Genomic DNA, 15,382 nt, shown 5'->3' on the forward strand with positions numbered 1-15,382 from the left:
GCAAGGTGCAGGTTGCGCTGGGTGGCGGCACGCCCGAAGAGGTGCTGGAGGCCGCCAACACGCTGCAGATGTGTGCCGACACGGCCGGCGCGCCTGCGGCGATGTATGCCCTGCGCGACCGGCCCCAGGAGATGCCCGAGGTGCTCAAGAAGATGGTCGATCACGGGGGCGGGATCAACGAGGCGATCAAAGGCGCCGAGAAGCAGGCCCGGCGCTGCCAGGTCTTCGACGCAGCCACCATGGCCCGGCGCATGGCGCTGTTCCAGCGCGCGCTGGACGGGGGCGCGGAGGGCGCCGCCGCCCAGTACCTGATGGCCTTGCAGGGCCCGTTTGAAAAGCAGAAGGCCGACCCGGCCCTCGTCGCCAAGCTGCAAGCCGACGTCCGCAACGCCGCGGCGGCTGGCGACACGCTGGCGCTGCAGCAACTGAGCCTCGTGACCGGGGAGAGTGCTCGGGAGCTGGGCGTTACGCCGGTGCGGCGCGAGGCTTACCACACGGCCTGGAAGCTCATCATGGACGAGCGCCAACCCGGCGTCGTCGCCATCATCGAAAAGGCCACGGCGCCCTTCGCGCAGCCTGCGTCAGCCCCGGCGTTGAGTGCCGCAGAACAGGCCCAGGCCGCCGCGCTGGCGCAGCGGATCGTCGACACCTGGCGCCGCAAGCGCAAGGGTGGGTGAGGCCGCTTTTCGGCCCGCACGCCGCTAGACAAGACTTCACGACAGGATCGAGATCTCCCCCATGACCTCCATGAAACGAATCGGTGCCACGGTCTGCGCGGCCAGTCTCCCCAGCCTGGCCTGGGCAGCCGATATCAGCCTGGCCGACCAGTTCGCCGAGGGCGGCGCCGCACTGGTGGTCACGCTGGGCCTGTCCATCCTCTTTCTCGCCGTGACGATCGAGCGCCTACTGCACCTGCGCGCTCGCGCCGTGGTGCCGGCCGGCCTGCTGGAGCGCATCCAGCCGCTGTGGACGGCGCACCGCTTCGCCGAGATCGACAAGCTGCTGGCCGACGATGACAGCGCATTGGCGCGCGTCGTCGCATGGATGGTGGCGCATCGCCATCAGCCCTATGCCGTGGTCAGCAGCGCCGCCGGCGACATCGCGTCCATGGCGCTGCGCCGCCACCAGCAGAAGGCCTATGCGCTGGCCATCGTCGCCACCGTGGCGCCCATCGTCGGCCTGCTGGGCACGGTGGTGGGCATGATCGAGGCCTTCCATGTGATCGCCTTCTCCGAGGGCATGGGCAACCCGGCGCTGCTGGCGGGCGGCATCTCCAAGGCCCTGGTCAACACCGCCGCCGGCCTGACGGTGGCGCTGCCGGCGCTGGGCATGCATCACTTCTTCAAGCACCGGCTGGCGACGCTGGGCCTGGCGCTGGAGCAGCAGGTCAATGCGCTGATCAACCAGCGCTTCCTGCCCCAGCCGGAAGCCCCGGCCCTGCGGGTGGTGCAGCATGCGCATTGACCTGGGCGACGACGAGCAGCCCGAGATCGGCCTGATCGCGCTGATCGACTGCATCTTCTTCCTGCTGATGTTCTTCATGCTGGCCACATCCTTCAAGCAGCCTGAGGGTGAGAAGCCGCAGAAGGAGCTGCCGCTGACGCTGCCTGCGGCGCAGATGAGCCTGGACCGGGTCGGCGCCGGTGCGCCGCCCTTGACCATCGGCATCGACAAGCAGGGCAAGCTCTATGTCGACGGCAGCAGGGTGTCGGTGCAGGGCCTGCACGAGCGCCTCAAGCAGGAGGCCGCCAGCAACCGCGGCCGGCCCATCCGCATCGACGGCGATGAGATGGCGCGCTACCAGTCGATCGTGCATGTGCTGGACCTGTGCCAGTTCGAGGGCTTCACCAAGATCTCCATGCACACGCGCCAATGACGCCGCCCGCGAAGCATCCGCCGCTGCTGCGGCTGTTCACGGCAGTGGGCATGCAGATCTTGCACCGGCCCTATCTGTCGCTGTCCGTGGCAGTTCATGCCGTGGCGGCGGCACTGTTGTACGGCTTCGGCAGCTATCAGACGGGGCTGAGCGAGCGGGCGGCCGAGGCGGCTGAGGTCGCCTCCAGCCTGCGCGCCACCAGCCAGGCCAGCACGGCCAAGCGCCTGCAGGATCTGCAGGCCATCAAGGAGTTGCTGGAGAAGTCCGCCGACCGCATGCCGGCCGAGGCCGAGCCGGAGCGGGTTGCTGCTTCTGCTGCCGCGCAGACGCCGCAGGAGATGGTGGAGAGGGCGCGCGAGCTGTCCAAAGAGATCGACACGCTCGACAAGGACATCCAGGCCGAGGAACTGGCCAGGCTGACCGGTGCGCCCAAGTCGCCGCCGGCCGGGGCCCCGCTGCCAGCCGAGACCCGGCAGCCTCACGCAGCCCAGGCGTCAGCTGTGCCGACGCCCGTCACGCCGGAGATGGCGGCCAGCGAAGTCGCTGCGCTGGAAGCCCGGGCACGGGCCACGCTCGCCAAGCGTCAGCAGCGCCTGGAGGCCAAAGCGAACGGCGTGCAGGTGCAGGGGCGGCAGGCGGGCGCTGACGGGCAGGGCGCTGCCGGCAACCCGGCAGCCGCGCCGGCCGAAGTCCGGGATGCGGACACGTCGGTGCTTGCCGAGATCACCGACTTCATCCGCGCTGGCGAACCCGCCGAGCAGACGACGCGACCACGGTCCTACGCCGGCCAGACCGCCCAGCTCTTCGACCAGGGCAAGGGCCAAATCCCGCCGGTCGACGCCACCGGCCTGGTGCGCGGCCACGGCCGCATGCTGGGCCCGGGCGGCGAGTACGCCAACCGTGTCTACCTGAACAGCTGGTACCTCATCGGGCCCTTCCCGGGCCGGCACGGGGCGGGCATGTTCGACAACCCGCCTCACCCGCCCGAGACGGCGGTGCTGCTGGACGCGGTGTACTACGGCAAGGACAGGCGCGTGCTCAAGTGGCGCTATGTGACGGCGCAGAGCTATCCCCTGGTGCCGCCCGACCAGGCGGAGGACGCGGTCTACTACGGCTACACCGAGGTGTCGGTTGACGAGGCCTGTGACCTGACCGCCTGGATAGGCGCCGATGACGATGTGCAGATCTACCTGAACGACCGCCTGGTGTGGAAGGGCGGCAATGTGAACAAGCAGTCCTACTTCGATGCGGTCTTCAACGGCGGCCCGAGCTATCTGCGCGACTACAACCGCACCGAAGGCCAACGTGTGCTGCACTTCAACAAGGGCCGCAACAGGCTCTTCTTCAAGCTGTCCAACGGGCCCAACGACGCCTTCCTGTCGATGGTGCTGACGCGCTGAGTGCCGCGCGCTCAGGCCGCCTGGCGTTGGCCGCTCAGATGCAACTCGCCGAACAGGTCCTTGGAGTCGGCCATGTGCGGGATCAGGTCCAGCGGCGAGCCCAGGCCCAGTTGCTGGCTCATGTCGGCCAGCAGGCGCAGCGCAGAGAAGTCTTCCAGCGCAAAGCCCACCGAGTCGAACACGGTGACCTGATCGACCGACTCGCGGCCGGCCGCCTCGCCGGCCAGCACGCGCCAGAACTCGGTGACGGGGAAGTCGGCCGGCATCTGCTGCATGTCGCCCTCGATGCGGCTCTGCGGTTCGAATTCGCAAATCACGCGCGCCATCTCCAGCACGCCGCGGTGCAGCTCGGTCTTGCCGGGGCAATCGCCGCCGACGCCGTTGATGTGCATGCCGGGCTTGATCATCTCGGGCGTGATGATGGTGGCATTGGTCTTGTCGGCCGTGACCGTGGTGACGATGTCTGCACCGCAGACGGCCTCGGCCGTGGAGGCGCAGACGGTCAGCGTCAGGCCGGGCATGCTGCCGAGATGGCGCACCAGCTTGGCCGTCGCGGCGGGGTCGATGTCGTACAGGCGCAGCTCGCGGATGCCCAGCAGGTGATGGAAGGCCAGCGCCTGGAACTCGCTCTGGGCGCCGTTGCCGATCAGGGCCATCACGCGGCTGTCCGGGCGGGCCAGGCGCTTGGCGACCATGACCGAAGTCGCTGCCGTGCGCATCGCCGTGGTCAGGGTCAGCTCCGAGAGCAGCAGTGGCGCACCGGTGTCCACATCGGCCAGCACGCCGAAGGCCATGACGGTGGGCAGACCGCGGCGGTAGTTCCTGGGATGGCCATTGACGTATTTGAAGCTGTAGAGCTCGGCATCGGCGATCGGCATCAACTCGATGACGCCATCGGGCGAGTGGGCGGCCACGCGCGGCGTCTTGTCGAACTCGGCCCAGCGCAGGTAGTCCGCCTCGAGGTAGCCGACGAGGCGGCGAAGTAAATCGGGAAGTCCCACGCGCTGCACAAGTCGGGCGACGTCGTGGGTGGTGAGGACGGTGGTCATGGCGGGCTCCGGATGGTGTTGAAGGCATTCTTCCGAGGCTGCGTGCCAAACAGAAGCGCAAATCTTGATTAGGAATGCATCGTTGTTTGGCACAATGACAGTTGAAATTGACTAATTGATCAATATGGACGCCCTGGACCAGCAACTCCTCGCCCTGCTGCGCACCGACGCCCGCGCCAGCGTCGCCACGCTGGCGGCCAAGCTCAAGGTGTCGCGCGGCACGGTCACCAACCGGATTTCGCGGCTCGAGGATGGCGGCGTCATCACCGGCTACACGGTGCGGCTGCGGCCTGACTCGGTGCCCGACCAGATCACCGCCTGGATGAGCATCACGGTCGAGGGCAACCGCACGCGCGAGGTGGTCGCCATGCTGCTGGGCGAACCGGGCATCACCGGCCTGTTCGACACCAATGGCCGCTGGGACCTGCTGGCCGAGATCCGCAGCTCCAGCCTGCAGGAGCTGGCCGACGTGCTGGAACGGGTGCGCCTCATCAAAGGCATTGCTGGCACGGAAACCTCCATCCACCTGCAAAGCTACAAGCTCGGCTGAACGGCTTTTGCAGAGCCCGCTCGCTTGAACCAAGCCACAGGGCGCCGAGGATTTCAGCGGTCGTGCCTGTGCGTCCCCGTGTCGGTGTGCCACCGTGGCTGTGTTTTTGAACTGAGATGATCTGCCCCATGTTGCGCCGCCTTGCCTCCCTTGCTCTCGTGCTGGCCCTGTCGGCCTGTGCCTTCGGCCCCACCCAGCCCCCCGCGCCGGTGATCGTGCCGACGCCGACACCCGACCCCGTTCCCGTCATCAAGCCGCTGCCCAAGCCGCCCCGCGTCGGTCTGGCGCTCGGCGGCGGCGCCGCGCGCGGCTTTGCACATATCGGCGTCATCCAGGTGCTGGAGGAGAACGGCATCAAGGTCGACCTGGTGGCCGGCACGTCGGCTGGCAGCCTGGTTGCCGCTCTCTATGCCTCGGGCCAGACCGGCCGGCAGCTGCAGAGCCTGGCCGAGACGATGGACGAGGGCGCCATCACCGACTGGTCGTTCCCGCTGCGCGGCCTGATCCGGGGCGAGGCGCTGGCGCGCTTCATCCGCGACAAGACCGGCGGCCGCAACATCGAGCAGATGGCGCTGCCGCTGGGCATCGTCGCCACCGACCTCGCCGACGGCTCGGCCATCCTGTTCCGCAGCGGCGACACTGGCACTGCGGTGCGTGCGTCCAGCGCCGTGCCGGCCGTGTTCCAGCCGGTGCGCATCGGCCAGCGCGAGTTCGTCGACGGCGGCCTGGTGTCGCCGGTGCCGGTGCGCTTTGCGCGGGAGATGGGTGCACAGTTCATCGTCGCGGTCGACATCACGTCGCCGCCCGAGAAGGACCCGCCCGGCGACGCCTTCCGCATGCTGCTGCAGACCTTCGCCATCATGGGCCGCAGCATCAACATGTTCGAACTGCGCGAGGCCGATGTCGTCATCCGGCCCAGGCTGGACGGTTTCGGCAGCGCCGACTTCACGACGCGCCGCCGCGCCGTTCAGGCCGGGCGCGAGGCCGCGCTGGCGATGCTGCCCAGCCTGCGGCAGCGCTTGGCCGAGAAAACCCGCTGATGGACGAAACCCCGCTTTTCCCGCTGCGCTCGGTGCTTTTCCCCGGCGGCCACCTGCCGCTGCGCATCTTCGAGCCGCGCTACCTGGACATGGTGCAGCGCTGCCAGGCCCGCGGCGAGCCCTTCGGGGTCGTTGCGCTGACGGTCGGCGACGAGGTCAGGCGTCGGGAAGGCGAGGGCTTCCAGCGCGAGGCTTTCCACGACATCGGCACGCTGGCGCGCATTGCGCACTTCGAGCATGAACAGCCGGGACTGATCGAGATCCGCGCCACTGGCACGCAGCGCTTTCGCGTGTTGGACAGGCGCTGCCTCAGCCATGGCCTGTGGGTCGGCCGCCTGGAGCTGCTGGCTGACGACGCGGCGGTGGCCGTGCCCGAGGACCTGCGCAAGGCCGGCCGCCAACTGCAGGAGCTGCTGGCCGGCTGGGCCGAGCGTGCGGCGGCCGACGCGCTGCCGGTGCAGCCACCCTACCGGTGGGACGACGCGGGCTGGCTGGCCAACCGCTGGGCCGAGCTGCTGCCCATGCCGGTCGACGAGCGCCAGCGCTTGATGGCGCTGGACAACCCCCTGCTGCGGCTGGAGCTGGTGGTAGACCGCCTGGACGCGATCAGCGGTTCAGCCAGCCGCTGAGGACGGCCATCACCTCGGTCTTCTCGGGCTCGTTGAGGATCTCGTGGAAGAGCCCGGGCCAGAGGCGGGTGGCGACAACATTGGCTGGCGCCGCCGAAGCAAAGGCCTCGCTGCCGCGCGGAGCGACGCAGCGGTCGGCCCCGGCCCACATCAGCAACGTCGTCAACTGCCAGCGCGGCGCGTCGTCGATGACGCGGGCGCCGGCGTCGACGATGAAGCGTGTCAGCCGCGCGGTGATGCGATCGTGCACCAGCGGGTCGCTGGCGTAGGCGCGCACGACGGCGGGGTCACGGCTGATCCATTCGGGCTTGAGGCCGTTGCCCACGGCAAGGCCTGGCGCCAGCTTCCCGGCCACGGCCAGCGCCAGCTGCTGTGCGCCGCTCAGGCCCGGGTCCAGCGCAGGCGATGACAGCACGAGTCCGTCCAGCGGCCGGCTCCAGGCGGCGGGCCGGCTTGTCAGCGCCTCGGCCGCGAAGCGCGCGGCGATGACGCCACCCAGGCTGTGACCCAACAGCACGAAGCGGCTATGGGGCCGGCGCACGGCGTCGATGACGCGGGCGGTGTCGCGCAGCAGCGCGTCGTGGGCGGGAATGTCGCCGCGTTTGCCCTCGCTGCGCCCATGGCCGCGGTGGTCCCAACCGTGCACCTCCCAGCCCGCTGCGTTCAACGCCGCGGCGACGTGGGCATAGCGCTCGATGTGCTCGCCCAGGCCGTGGACGATCAGCAACTGGCCGCGCGCGGGCGTGGCGGTGGGCCAATGCCGCGTGTGGAGCTTGAGGCCATCGTCGGTGGTGGTCGTCATCGCGTCGGAAGGGATGGGTGGGGTTGCGAGTTTGCACGAGCTTCCCGCAGCGCTTCCCCCGCGCCCCGCCGCGAACCCAGCACGCGCGCATAGGCTGCCGTGAACTCCGCGCCGACCAACAGGATCTGGGCCGAGAAGTACACCCAGGCCAGCAGCGCCACCACCGAGGCCGCCGCGCCGAAGCCCGAGGCCAGGCCGCTGCGCTGCAGGTACAGACCGATGCCATAGCGACCGAGGGCAAACAGGCCAGCCGTGACGATGGCGCCGAGCATCACGTCGCGCCACGCGATGCGCGCGCGCGGCATCAGCTTGAAGATCAGCGCAAACACGGCCACCACCAGGCCCTGGCTGACCAGCGTGTTGACCAGTGCGGCCACGCGCAGCCAGTCGCCAAACCATGGCTGCCACCAGGTCTGGGCGGCCGCCAACGTCGCATCCAGCAGCAGAGACACCAGCAGCAGGAAGCTCAAGCCCAGGATGAGGCCGAAGCTCAGCAGCCGCGCATGCACCCAGCTCAGCCAGCCCTGTACCGGCCGGGCCGGCACGCGCCAGATCGTGTCCAGCGCGTCCTGCAGTTCGGCAAGCATCGTCGTCGCGCCGACCAGCATCAGGGCGAGGCCGAGCAGGGTGTTGAACCACCCGCCGGCCGGCCAGGAGACCGATTTCAGCATGCTCTCTATCGTCAGCGCCGCCGTCGGGCCCAGCAGCGTGGCAAGCTGCCCGAAGAGCTGGCCGCGCACCGCGTCGCCGCCCCATACCAGGCCGGCCACGGACACGACGATGAGCAGCAGCGGCGCCAGCGAGAACAGGGTGTAGTAGGCCAGGGCCGCACCCATGCGCGGTCCCCGGTGGTCCAGGAAGCCATTGAAGGTCAGCTGCAGCACGCGACGCACGGCGCGTATCGATTCAAGCCAGCGCATGCCGCCAGTCTGGCTTCAGGCGCGCACCGCGCTTGTAGGACGGCAGGCAGGGGTGCGGGATGTTCAAGATGCGGCGCAAGCCCCTGCTCAGCCAAGGTCAAACTGCTCGGCGCTTGTGCCAATGGTTTTTATGAAACTACTATAGTTACATGAAAAGAGATGGCAAGCTGTCCGGCGTGCTGCACATGCTGCTGCACATGGCCGAGACGCAGGAACCCGCCACGTCCGAGACGCTGGCGCGGGCGATGGGCACCAACCCGGTTGTCGTGCGGCGGTTGATGGCGGGCCTGCGCAAGGCCGGCTTCGTGGCCTCGGCCAAGGGCCATGGTGGCGGCTGGGTGCTGGGCTGCCCGCTGTCGGCCATGACCCTGGGTGACGTGCATGCGGCCCTCGGCGCGCCGGCCTTCCTGGCCGCCGGGCTGCGTGACGAGCAGTCGACTTGCCTGGTCGAGCAGGCCGTCAACAGCGCTCTGGGCTCGGCCTATGCGGAGGCCGAGGCCTTGCTTGTCGAGCGCCTTCACGGCGTCAAGCTGTCCGCGCTGGCCCAGGACTTTCGCCAACACATGCAGGCCCGCGGCCTGTCGATCAAGGACATGCACCATGATGTTTGATGCCCTCATCGTCGGCGGCAGCTTTGCCGGCCTCTCCGCTGCGCTGCAGCTCGCGCGGGCGCGACGGCGCATCGCCGTGATCGATGCCGGCCAGCGGCGCAACCGCTTCGTCGAGGCCTCGCACGGCTTCCTCGGCCAGGACGGCCGGGCGCCGGGCGACATCGTCGGCGACGCGCGAGCCCAGTTGCTGGCCTACCCGAACGTCAGCTGGCGCGACGGCCTGGCGACGCAAGCCTGTCCGGAGGAGGGCGGATTCGAGGTGGACGTGGGTGGCGAGGCGTTACGCGCACGCCGCCTGGTGCTGGCCACCGGCGTTGCCGACGAACTGCCGCCCGTCGAAGGCCTGGTCGAGCGCTGGGGCCGGACGGTCTTCCACTGCCCCTATTGCCACGGCTATGAATTGAACGAAGGCGCCATCGGTGTGCTGGCCAGCAGTCCCCTGGCCATGCATCACGCGTTGATGTTGCCGGACTGGGGACGGGTGACCTTGTTCCTGAACGGCGCTTTCGAGCCCGATGCCGAGCAGGTCGCCGCCTTGGCCGCGCGCGCCGTCACGGTGGAGGCAGGGCCGGTCGCGCGCTTGGTCGATGCCGCGAGCGTGGAACTGGCCGATGGCCGCCGCATCCGACTGGCCGGGCTGTTCACGGCGACCCGCACGCGCATGGCCAGCCCGCTGGCCGAACAACTGGGCTGCGACTTTGAAGAGGGCGCGGCCGGGCCCTATCTGCGCCGCACGATGATGGAAACCTCGGTGCGCGGCGTGTTCGCCTGTGGCGATGCGGCCCAGCCCTTCGGCAACGTAGCGACCGCCGTCGGCGACGGCACGATGACCGGCGTGGCCGCGCACCGTTCGCTGATCCCGGGGCTGTGAAGCGGGACGAAAAAAAGCCCGGTGCGTGGGCACCGGGCTTTTGTGAAGCGTGTGAGGCTTAGGCGGCAGCGCGCTTGGAGCTGCGGGTCGCCGTTTGCGTCGCCTTGACGGCTTGCGTGGTGGCGGCCTGGAAGTTGGCTTCGGCCACTTCGACGGCTTGCTTGGTGGCCTTCTGGACCGACTCGAAAGCGTTGTTGGCGGCAGCGACGGCCGACTTCACCAGGGCGACGGCGTTCTCGGTGCCGGCCGGGGCGTTCTTGGCGGCGTTGTCGACAACGGCGGCGAACTTCTGCTGCACGTCGGCCAGCTGGGCTTCAGCAGCCTTGGCGACTTCAGCGCCCGTGCTGGAGGCGATGTCGTAGATGTGGCGGCTGTAGGAAGCGGCCTTCTCGGCAGTCGGCTGCAGCAGCGAGGCTTGCAGCGCCAGCAGTTCCTGGGCGTCCTTGACGGACAGCGCAGCGGTCGTGGTGTCGGCGGCTTCGCTCAGTGCCGTCTTGGCGACCTGCAGGTTCAGCTCGACGAGCTTCTCGACGCCTTCGAAAGCCTTGTTTGTCAGGCCGAAGAGGGTTTCGATGTTGGCCTTGTGAGCGGCAATGACTTGTTCAGCGGTCAGCATGGGGTAACTCCTGGTCAGTGGTTGAACCGTTTGCTGTGCTGCTTTTGCTGCACTGCAACATGGACTGAACTATAGGGGGTCGACGAGGAATTGCAAGAACTATTTTGTGCAGTGCAGCAAACTAGGGATGTTCGGATGTATCCGGGCCCACGGCTATCGTGGCGGCATGCTGGCTTTCCATTCCGACGCCCACAGCCTGATGCTGCCTCCCGGGCATCGCTTCCCGCAATCCAAGTACCGCCTGCTTCGTGAGCATTTCGAGCGTGAACCCGGCCGGATCAGAATGCAGGCAGCGCCTGCCGCGACCGAAGGTGAACTGGCGCTGGCGCACACGCCGGACTACGTCGACGCGGTGCTGCTGGGCCGGCTGAGCGAGGCCCAGCAGCGCGAGATCGGCTTTCCCTGGTCGCCGTCGATGGCGGCGCGCTCGCGGCATTCCGTCGGTGCCAGCATCGCCGCCGCGCGCGCCGCGCTGCACGAGGGCGTGGCCGCCAACATGGCCGGCGGCACTCACCATGCCTATGCGGACAAGGGCGCGGGCTATTGCGTCTTCAACGATGTGGCGGTCGCTGCGCGCCTGATGCAGGCCGAATGGGCCAGGACTCACCGCAGCCTGTTGCGCGTCCTCGTCATCGACCTGGACGTTCACCAGGGCAATGGCACCGCGTCCATCTTCCGCGACGATGACACGGTGTTCACCTTCTCCATGCATGGCGCGCGCAACTTTCCCTTCCGCAAGGAGGCCAGTGACCTGGACGTCGACCTGCCCGACGGCTGTGGTGACGCGGAGTACCTGTCGGCGCTGGACACGGCGCTGGATGAGGTCTGGCGGCGCATCGACCCCGGCCTGGCCTTCTATCTCGCCGGCGCGGACCCCCACGAAGGGGACCGGCTGGGCCGGCTCAAGCTGAGCTACGACGGCCTGGCCGAGCGCGATTGCCGCGTGCTCGATGGGCTGCGGGAGCGGCGCATCCCGGCAGCGCTGAGCATGGCGGGTGGCTATGGTCGCGACCTGGCGACGACAGTGGCCGTGCAGGTCGGCACCCTGAACCTGGCCGCCGACAGTTGGGCGGCCTGGAACCGCTAGTGGACCCTGAACTGGCTGACCACCTGCGCCAGCCGCTGCGCCTGCTCGCGCAGCGACTCGGCCGCGGCGGCGCTTTCCTCGACCAGCGCGGCGTTTTGCTGCGTCATGTCGTCAACCTGGTTGACGGCCTGGGTGACGTCGTCGATGCCGCGGCTCTGGGCAGCGGCACTGGTGCTGATCTCGCCCATGATGTCGGTCACGCGCTGCACGGCGCCGACGATGTCGGTCATCGTCGAGCCGGCATCCTGCACGAGGCGGGTGCCGGATTGGACGCGCTCCACGCTGGCGCCGATCAAGGTCGTGATTTCCTTGGCCGCTGCGGCGCTGGGGCCCGCCAGGCTGCGCACCTCGCCGGCGACGACGGCAAAGCCGCGGCCCTGCTCGCCGGCTCGCGCGGCTTCCACCGCTGCATTCAGCGCCAGGATATTGGTCTGGAAGGCGATGTCGTCGATGACGCCGATGATGTCGGCGATGCGCTTGGAGGACGACGCGATCTCGGTCATCGTGTCCACCACTTGCTGCACGACGCTGCCGCCACGGTGGGCCACCGTAGCGGCGCTCGTGGCCAGCTGGTTGGCCGTCTGCGCGTTGTCGGCACTCTGGCGCACCGTGCCGGTCAACTGGGCCATGGAAGAACTGGTTGTCTCCAGGCTGGAGGCCGTCTGCTCGGTGCGCTGGCTCAGGTCCTGGTTGCCCGAGGCGATCTCGGTCGACGCGGTGCGGATGGAGTCGGCCACGGTCATGACCTCGCCCACCGTCCGCCCGAGCCGTTCGCACATCTGGTTGAGTGCGCGCATCAGGCCGGCCAGTTCGTCATGCCCGAGCGGCGTGGCGCGTTGGGTCAGGTCGCCGGCGGCGACGGACTCGGCCAGCGACAGCGAAGCGGTGACGTCGGCCGCGATCTTGCGCTGGTTGACCAGCAGCAGCCCCATGCCGGCGGTGGCCGCCAGCAGCGACACCAGCGCGAAGAGCCAGCCACGCTGGCGCGCGCTGGCCAGTTGGGCGTCAGCGGCACTCTGCTGCTCGGCGTCCATGCTCTGCACGACCTTGCCGATGAGCGCGGCCAGTTCCGTGTAGCGAGCCTCGGCGTCTTGCATGGCAGCGACGCCGGTGTTGGGGTCCACCGAGGCCAGGTCGATGGCGCCGTCGGCCTTGCTCAGATAGGCCTGTAGCAGAGGCAGTGCCGACTTGACCAGTGCCTCGGCCTCGGCCGGCGTGCCCGGCATGTCGGACAAGGTGCCTAGCGTGCGCGACAGGCCATCGACCTGAGCCTTTAACTGGGACCGCAGCGACTTGACCTTGGCGTCGTCCAGCGAGGCGATGAGTGCGATGGTCCGAAACACGCCGCCGTGCATCTCGCCGACCTGCGTCTGCACGGACACCATGGTCATGAAGACCTCGTTGCGTTGCTGCCCCGCGTCGTTCGCGGCCGTCACCTCGCGCAGCGACATCAAGGTGCTGCCCAGGCCAATGGCCAGCACCACCGCCAACGCTGCCATCGGCGGCAGCAACATCTTTGCAGCCAGCTTCATCGTCACCCTTCAAGAGTCGCCGCCGGCACGGGCCTGCGGCAGGGCAGGGAGCGGCCAGCCATCGGCCGCCCTACTTGTAGATGCCGCCGCAGACGATGGTCTCGTCCAGCCGCTCGCAATACATCTGCTTGGGCTCGATCTTCTTGCTGGCCGGGTTGGTGAACTTGTAGTCCTGCCAGAAGCCCTTGGGGCTGGACTTGCCGAGCTCGACGCGCTCGCGCACGAAGGCCTTGCCGTCGATGTCCTTGAGGTCGATCAGGTCGCGGCCAACCTGCTTCTCGTTGGCGCCATGGGCCAGGCATTTGCCGTCCATGCCGTAGACGACGAGGTAGAGGTCGCTCTTGACGAACTGCGGGTCCTTGGCCGTGATGGCGGCATAGGACTTGTCCTTGCCATTGGCCTTGATGTAGGCCACGCCTTTCTTGACCATGGCGACTGCGTCGTCCTTGGTCGCGTTCTGGGCCAGTGCGGCCTGGCTGCCGAAGACGGCGGCCAGGGCGAAGGCAATACCTGCCACTTGGGTTCGATGCATTTCGATTCCTTGCTAGCCGTCACGGACACATGTCCGTCGGGCAGTGTCGCTCCCGCAAAACCCGTCGTGCAAGTGCATATGCCGCATTCGCCTCGCAAACCTGGCGCGCTGCGGGCGCATGGAAGAATGCCCGCATGACGACCCGCCCCCAGCCCGATGGCCGCGAGGCCTACCCCCGCTTCGTGCCCCTGACGACGCGCTGGATGGACAACGACGTCTACGGCCATCTCAACAACGTCGTCTACTACAGCCTCTTCGACACCGCCGTGAACAGCCTGCTGATCGAGGCCGGCGCGCTGGACATCCACGGCGGCGAGGTCATCGGCCTGGTGGTCGAGACGCATTGCAATTTCTTCGAGTCGCTGGCCTTTCCGCAGCGCATCGAGGCCGGCGTGCGCGTGGCCCAGCAGGGCCGCTCCAGCGTGCGCTACGAGATCGGCCTGTTCGCCGAAGGCGCACCCAGCTGCGCTGCGCGCGGTCATTTCGTCCACGTCTATGTCGACAGCAAAAGCCGCCGGCCGGTGGCCGAACTGCCGGCTCCCTACCTCCAAGCCTTGAAGGCCCTGACCCCATGAGCCGTTTCGCCCAACCGATGCCCGAGCAGACCGCCGCAGTCGACGCGGCCATCAAGACCCGGCACTCGTTGCGCGCCTTCCTGCCCACGCCGGTGCCGCGCCAGACCATCGAGGACATCCTCGAAGTCGCGCGCTGGGCCCCCTCGGGCACCAACACCCAGCCCTGGCAAGTGCATGTGCTGACCGGCGAGGCGCTCGAGCGCACGGCGGGGCGCATCCAGGCCGCCTACCTGGACTCCGCGCAGAACGCCGCTCACAAAGAGGAATACGCCTACTACCCCACCGAGTGGCGCAGCCCCTACATCGACCGCCGCCGCAAGGTGGGCTGGGACCTGTACGGCCTGCTCGGCATCGCCAAGACCGACAAGGCGCGCATGCAGCACCAGCACGGTCGCAACTTCATCTTCTTCGACGCGCCGGTGGGGCTGTTCTTCACCATCGACCGCGTCATGCAGCAGGGCTCGTGGCTGGACTACGGCATGTTCCTGCAAAACGTCATGGTGGCGGCCCGCGCCCGCGGCCTGCACACCTGCCCGCAGGCGGCGTTCACGCAGTTCCACCGCCTCATTGCCGATGAGCTGCAACTGGGTGGAGAGCAGATGCTGGTCTGCGGCATGTCGCTCGGCCATGCAGACCCCGACGCCATCGAGAACAGCCTCGTCACCGAGCGCGCGCCGGTGGCCGAATTCGCACGATTCCTGGAGGACTGATGACAAAGCCCAAGATCCTGGTGGCCCGCCGCGCGCCTGCGGTGGTCATCGACAAGCTCACGGCGCATTTCGACGTGGATGCCGTGCAAGGCGACGGCGTGCTGCCGCCCGATGAGCTGCGGGCCCGGCTGCAAGGCAAGGCTGGCGCCTGGATCACCGGCACCGAGCGCATCACCGCGGAGCTGCTCGATGCCTGCCCCGACCTGAAAGCCGTCTGCACGATGAGCGTCGGCTACAACCACATCGACCTGGCCGCCTGCACGGCGCGCAAGGTGCTCGTCACCAACACGCCCGATGTGCTGACCGAGTCGACCGCCGACTTCGGCTTCGCGCTGCTGATGGCCACGGCGCGCCGCATGAGCGAGGGCGAGCGCCTGCTCCGTGACGGCCAGTGGAAGAGCTGGTCCTGGGACTTCCTGGCCGGCTCGGATGTGCATGGCGCCACGCTGGGCATCCTCGGCATGGGCCGCATCGGCCAGGCCATCGCGCGCCGTGGCCGCTTGGGCTTCGGCATGCAGGTGATCTATCACAACCGCTCCAGGCTGCCGGCCGAGGCCGAGAGCCTGATGGGCGCGCGCTATC

At 68.5% G+C, this 15,382-nt stretch carries 19 protein-coding genes; 13 read left to right on the plus strand and 6 right to left on the minus strand.

What is annotated here, in order from left to right:
* The 4 genes from ACT6S0_RS21485 to ACT6S0_RS21500 form a co-directional block, all read left to right on the plus strand.
* A partial coding sequence (locus ACT6S0_RS21485; protein ID WP_444765806.1) for a hypothetical protein occupies nucleotides 1-677 on the plus strand: 677 nt, incomplete at its 5' end.
* A gap of 70 nt (nucleotides 678-747) precedes the next feature.
* The gene (locus ACT6S0_RS21490) at nucleotides 748-1,464 is read left to right on the plus strand and encodes a MotA/TolQ/ExbB proton channel family protein (RefSeq protein ID WP_444765807.1); all 717 of its coding nucleotides are present in this window, start codon (nucleotides 748-750) and stop codon (nucleotides 1,462-1,464) included.
* Nucleotides 1,454-1,876, plus strand: a complete 423-nt coding sequence (locus ACT6S0_RS21495) for an ExbD/TolR family protein (protein WP_444765808.1) — start codon at nucleotides 1,454-1,456, stop codon at nucleotides 1,874-1,876. The genes ACT6S0_RS21490 and ACT6S0_RS21495 overlap by 11 nt, the downstream gene beginning before the upstream one ends.
* On the plus strand, nucleotides 1,873-3,276 hold the full coding sequence (locus tag ACT6S0_RS21500) for a hypothetical protein (RefSeq protein ID WP_444765809.1): 1,404 nt from the start codon (nucleotides 1,873-1,875) through the stop codon (nucleotides 3,274-3,276). Before ACT6S0_RS21495 ends, ACT6S0_RS21500 begins: the two co-directional genes overlap by 4 nt.
* A gap of 11 nt (nucleotides 3,277-3,287) precedes the next feature.
* Here ACT6S0_RS21500 and ACT6S0_RS21505 read toward each other — a convergent pair whose 3' ends face one another.
* Nucleotides 3,288-4,325 carry an ornithine cyclodeaminase gene (locus ACT6S0_RS21505; RefSeq protein ID WP_444765810.1) on the minus strand — a complete coding sequence of 346 codons (1,038 nt, stop codon included), beginning with the start codon at nucleotides 4,323-4,325 and terminating at the stop codon, nucleotides 3,288-3,290.
* Between the two features lie 124 nt (nucleotides 4,326-4,449).
* On the opposite strand from ACT6S0_RS21505, the gene ACT6S0_RS21510 reads away from it, so the two are divergent.
* The 3 genes from ACT6S0_RS21510 (at nucleotide 4,450) to ACT6S0_RS21520 (ending at nucleotide 6,544) form a co-directional block, all read left to right on the plus strand.
* A complete protein-coding gene (locus ACT6S0_RS21510) occupies nucleotides 4,450-4,875 on the plus strand; it encodes an Lrp/AsnC family transcriptional regulator (RefSeq protein WP_444765811.1) in 426 nt (141 codons plus the stop codon).
* A 128-nt stretch (nucleotides 4,876-5,003) separates the two neighbouring features.
* Nucleotides 5,004-5,915: a patatin-like phospholipase family protein gene (locus tag ACT6S0_RS21515; protein WP_444765812.1), complete on the plus strand. Its 912-nt coding sequence runs from the start codon at nucleotides 5,004-5,006 to the stop codon at nucleotides 5,913-5,915.
* The gene (locus ACT6S0_RS21520; RefSeq protein WP_444765813.1) at nucleotides 5,915-6,544 is read left to right on the plus strand and encodes an LON peptidase substrate-binding domain-containing protein; all 630 of its coding nucleotides are present in this window, start codon (nucleotides 5,915-5,917) and stop codon (nucleotides 6,542-6,544) included. The genes ACT6S0_RS21515 and ACT6S0_RS21520 overlap by 1 nt, the downstream gene beginning before the upstream one ends.
* Here ACT6S0_RS21520 and ACT6S0_RS21525 read toward each other — a convergent pair.
* Both ACT6S0_RS21525 and ACT6S0_RS21530 read right to left on the minus strand, forming a co-directional pair.
* Nucleotides 6,522-7,346, minus strand: a complete 825-nt coding sequence (locus ACT6S0_RS21525; RefSeq protein ID WP_444765814.1) for a lysophospholipase — start codon at nucleotides 7,344-7,346, stop codon at nucleotides 6,522-6,524. The two genes, ACT6S0_RS21520 and ACT6S0_RS21525, sit on opposite strands and share 23 nt — an antisense overlap.
* Nucleotides 7,343-8,266, minus strand: a complete 924-nt coding sequence (locus ACT6S0_RS21530; protein WP_444765815.1) for a YihY/virulence factor BrkB family protein — start codon at nucleotides 8,264-8,266, stop codon at nucleotides 7,343-7,345. Before ACT6S0_RS21530 ends, ACT6S0_RS21525 begins: the two co-directional genes overlap by 4 nt.
* 149 nt (nucleotides 8,267-8,415) lie before the next feature.
* Here ACT6S0_RS21530 and ACT6S0_RS21535 point away from each other — a divergent pair, with 149 nt between their 5' ends.
* A complete protein-coding gene (locus ACT6S0_RS21535; protein WP_444765816.1) occupies nucleotides 8,416-8,877 on the plus strand; it encodes an RrF2 family transcriptional regulator in 462 nt (153 codons plus the stop codon).
* Nucleotides 8,867-9,748 carry an NAD(P)/FAD-dependent oxidoreductase gene (locus ACT6S0_RS21540; RefSeq protein WP_444765817.1) on the plus strand — a complete coding sequence of 294 codons (882 nt, stop codon included), beginning with the start codon at nucleotides 8,867-8,869 and terminating at the stop codon, nucleotides 9,746-9,748. The genes ACT6S0_RS21535 and ACT6S0_RS21540 overlap by 11 nt, the downstream gene beginning before the upstream one ends.
* A gap of 58 nt (nucleotides 9,749-9,806) precedes the next feature.
* On the opposite strand, the gene ACT6S0_RS21545 is transcribed toward ACT6S0_RS21540, so the two are convergent.
* Nucleotides 9,807-10,364 carry a phasin family protein gene (locus tag ACT6S0_RS21545; RefSeq protein ID WP_444765818.1) on the minus strand — a complete coding sequence of 186 codons (558 nt, stop codon included), beginning with the start codon at nucleotides 10,362-10,364 and terminating at the stop codon, nucleotides 9,807-9,809.
* Between the two features lie 166 nt (nucleotides 10,365-10,530).
* Here ACT6S0_RS21545 and ACT6S0_RS21550 point away from each other — a divergent pair, with 166 nt between their 5' ends.
* Nucleotides 10,531-11,451: a histone deacetylase family protein gene (locus ACT6S0_RS21550; protein WP_444765819.1), complete on the plus strand. Its 921-nt coding sequence runs from the start codon at nucleotides 10,531-10,533 to the stop codon at nucleotides 11,449-11,451.
* Here the strand turns inward: ACT6S0_RS21550 and ACT6S0_RS21555 are convergent.
* Nucleotides 11,448-12,983 carry a methyl-accepting chemotaxis protein gene (locus tag ACT6S0_RS21555; protein ID WP_444765820.1) on the minus strand — a complete coding sequence of 512 codons (1,536 nt, stop codon included), beginning with the start codon at nucleotides 12,981-12,983 and terminating at the stop codon, nucleotides 11,448-11,450. The two genes, ACT6S0_RS21550 and ACT6S0_RS21555, sit on opposite strands and share 4 nt — an antisense overlap.
* A 70-nt stretch (nucleotides 12,984-13,053) precedes the next feature.
* Nucleotides 13,054-13,515, minus strand: a complete 462-nt coding sequence (locus ACT6S0_RS21560; protein WP_444765821.1) for a cache domain-containing protein — start codon at nucleotides 13,513-13,515, stop codon at nucleotides 13,054-13,056.
* Nucleotides 13,516-13,649: 134 nt separating this feature from the next.
* Between ACT6S0_RS21560 and ACT6S0_RS21565 the strand changes: the two genes are divergently transcribed.
* From ACT6S0_RS21565 to ACT6S0_RS21575, 3 genes are all read left to right on the plus strand, one after another.
* Nucleotides 13,650-14,090 carry an acyl-CoA thioesterase gene (locus ACT6S0_RS21565; protein WP_444765822.1) on the plus strand — a complete coding sequence of 147 codons (441 nt, stop codon included), beginning with the start codon at nucleotides 13,650-13,652 and terminating at the stop codon, nucleotides 14,088-14,090.
* Nucleotides 14,087-14,800 carry a nitroreductase gene (locus ACT6S0_RS21570; RefSeq protein WP_444765823.1) on the plus strand — a complete coding sequence of 238 codons (714 nt, stop codon included), beginning with the start codon at nucleotides 14,087-14,089 and terminating at the stop codon, nucleotides 14,798-14,800. The genes ACT6S0_RS21565 and ACT6S0_RS21570 overlap by 4 nt, the downstream gene beginning before the upstream one ends.
* Nucleotides 14,800-15,382, plus strand: a 583-nt coding sequence (locus ACT6S0_RS21575) for an NAD(P)-dependent oxidoreductase (RefSeq protein WP_444765824.1), incomplete at its 3' end; no start/stop codon positions are given. The genes ACT6S0_RS21570 and ACT6S0_RS21575, both read left to right, overlap by 1 nt.

The sequence above is a fragment of the Roseateles sp. genome (genome assembly GCF_052436255.1).
Lineage (GTDB): Bacteria > Pseudomonadota > Gammaproteobacteria > Burkholderiales > Burkholderiaceae_C > Pelomonas.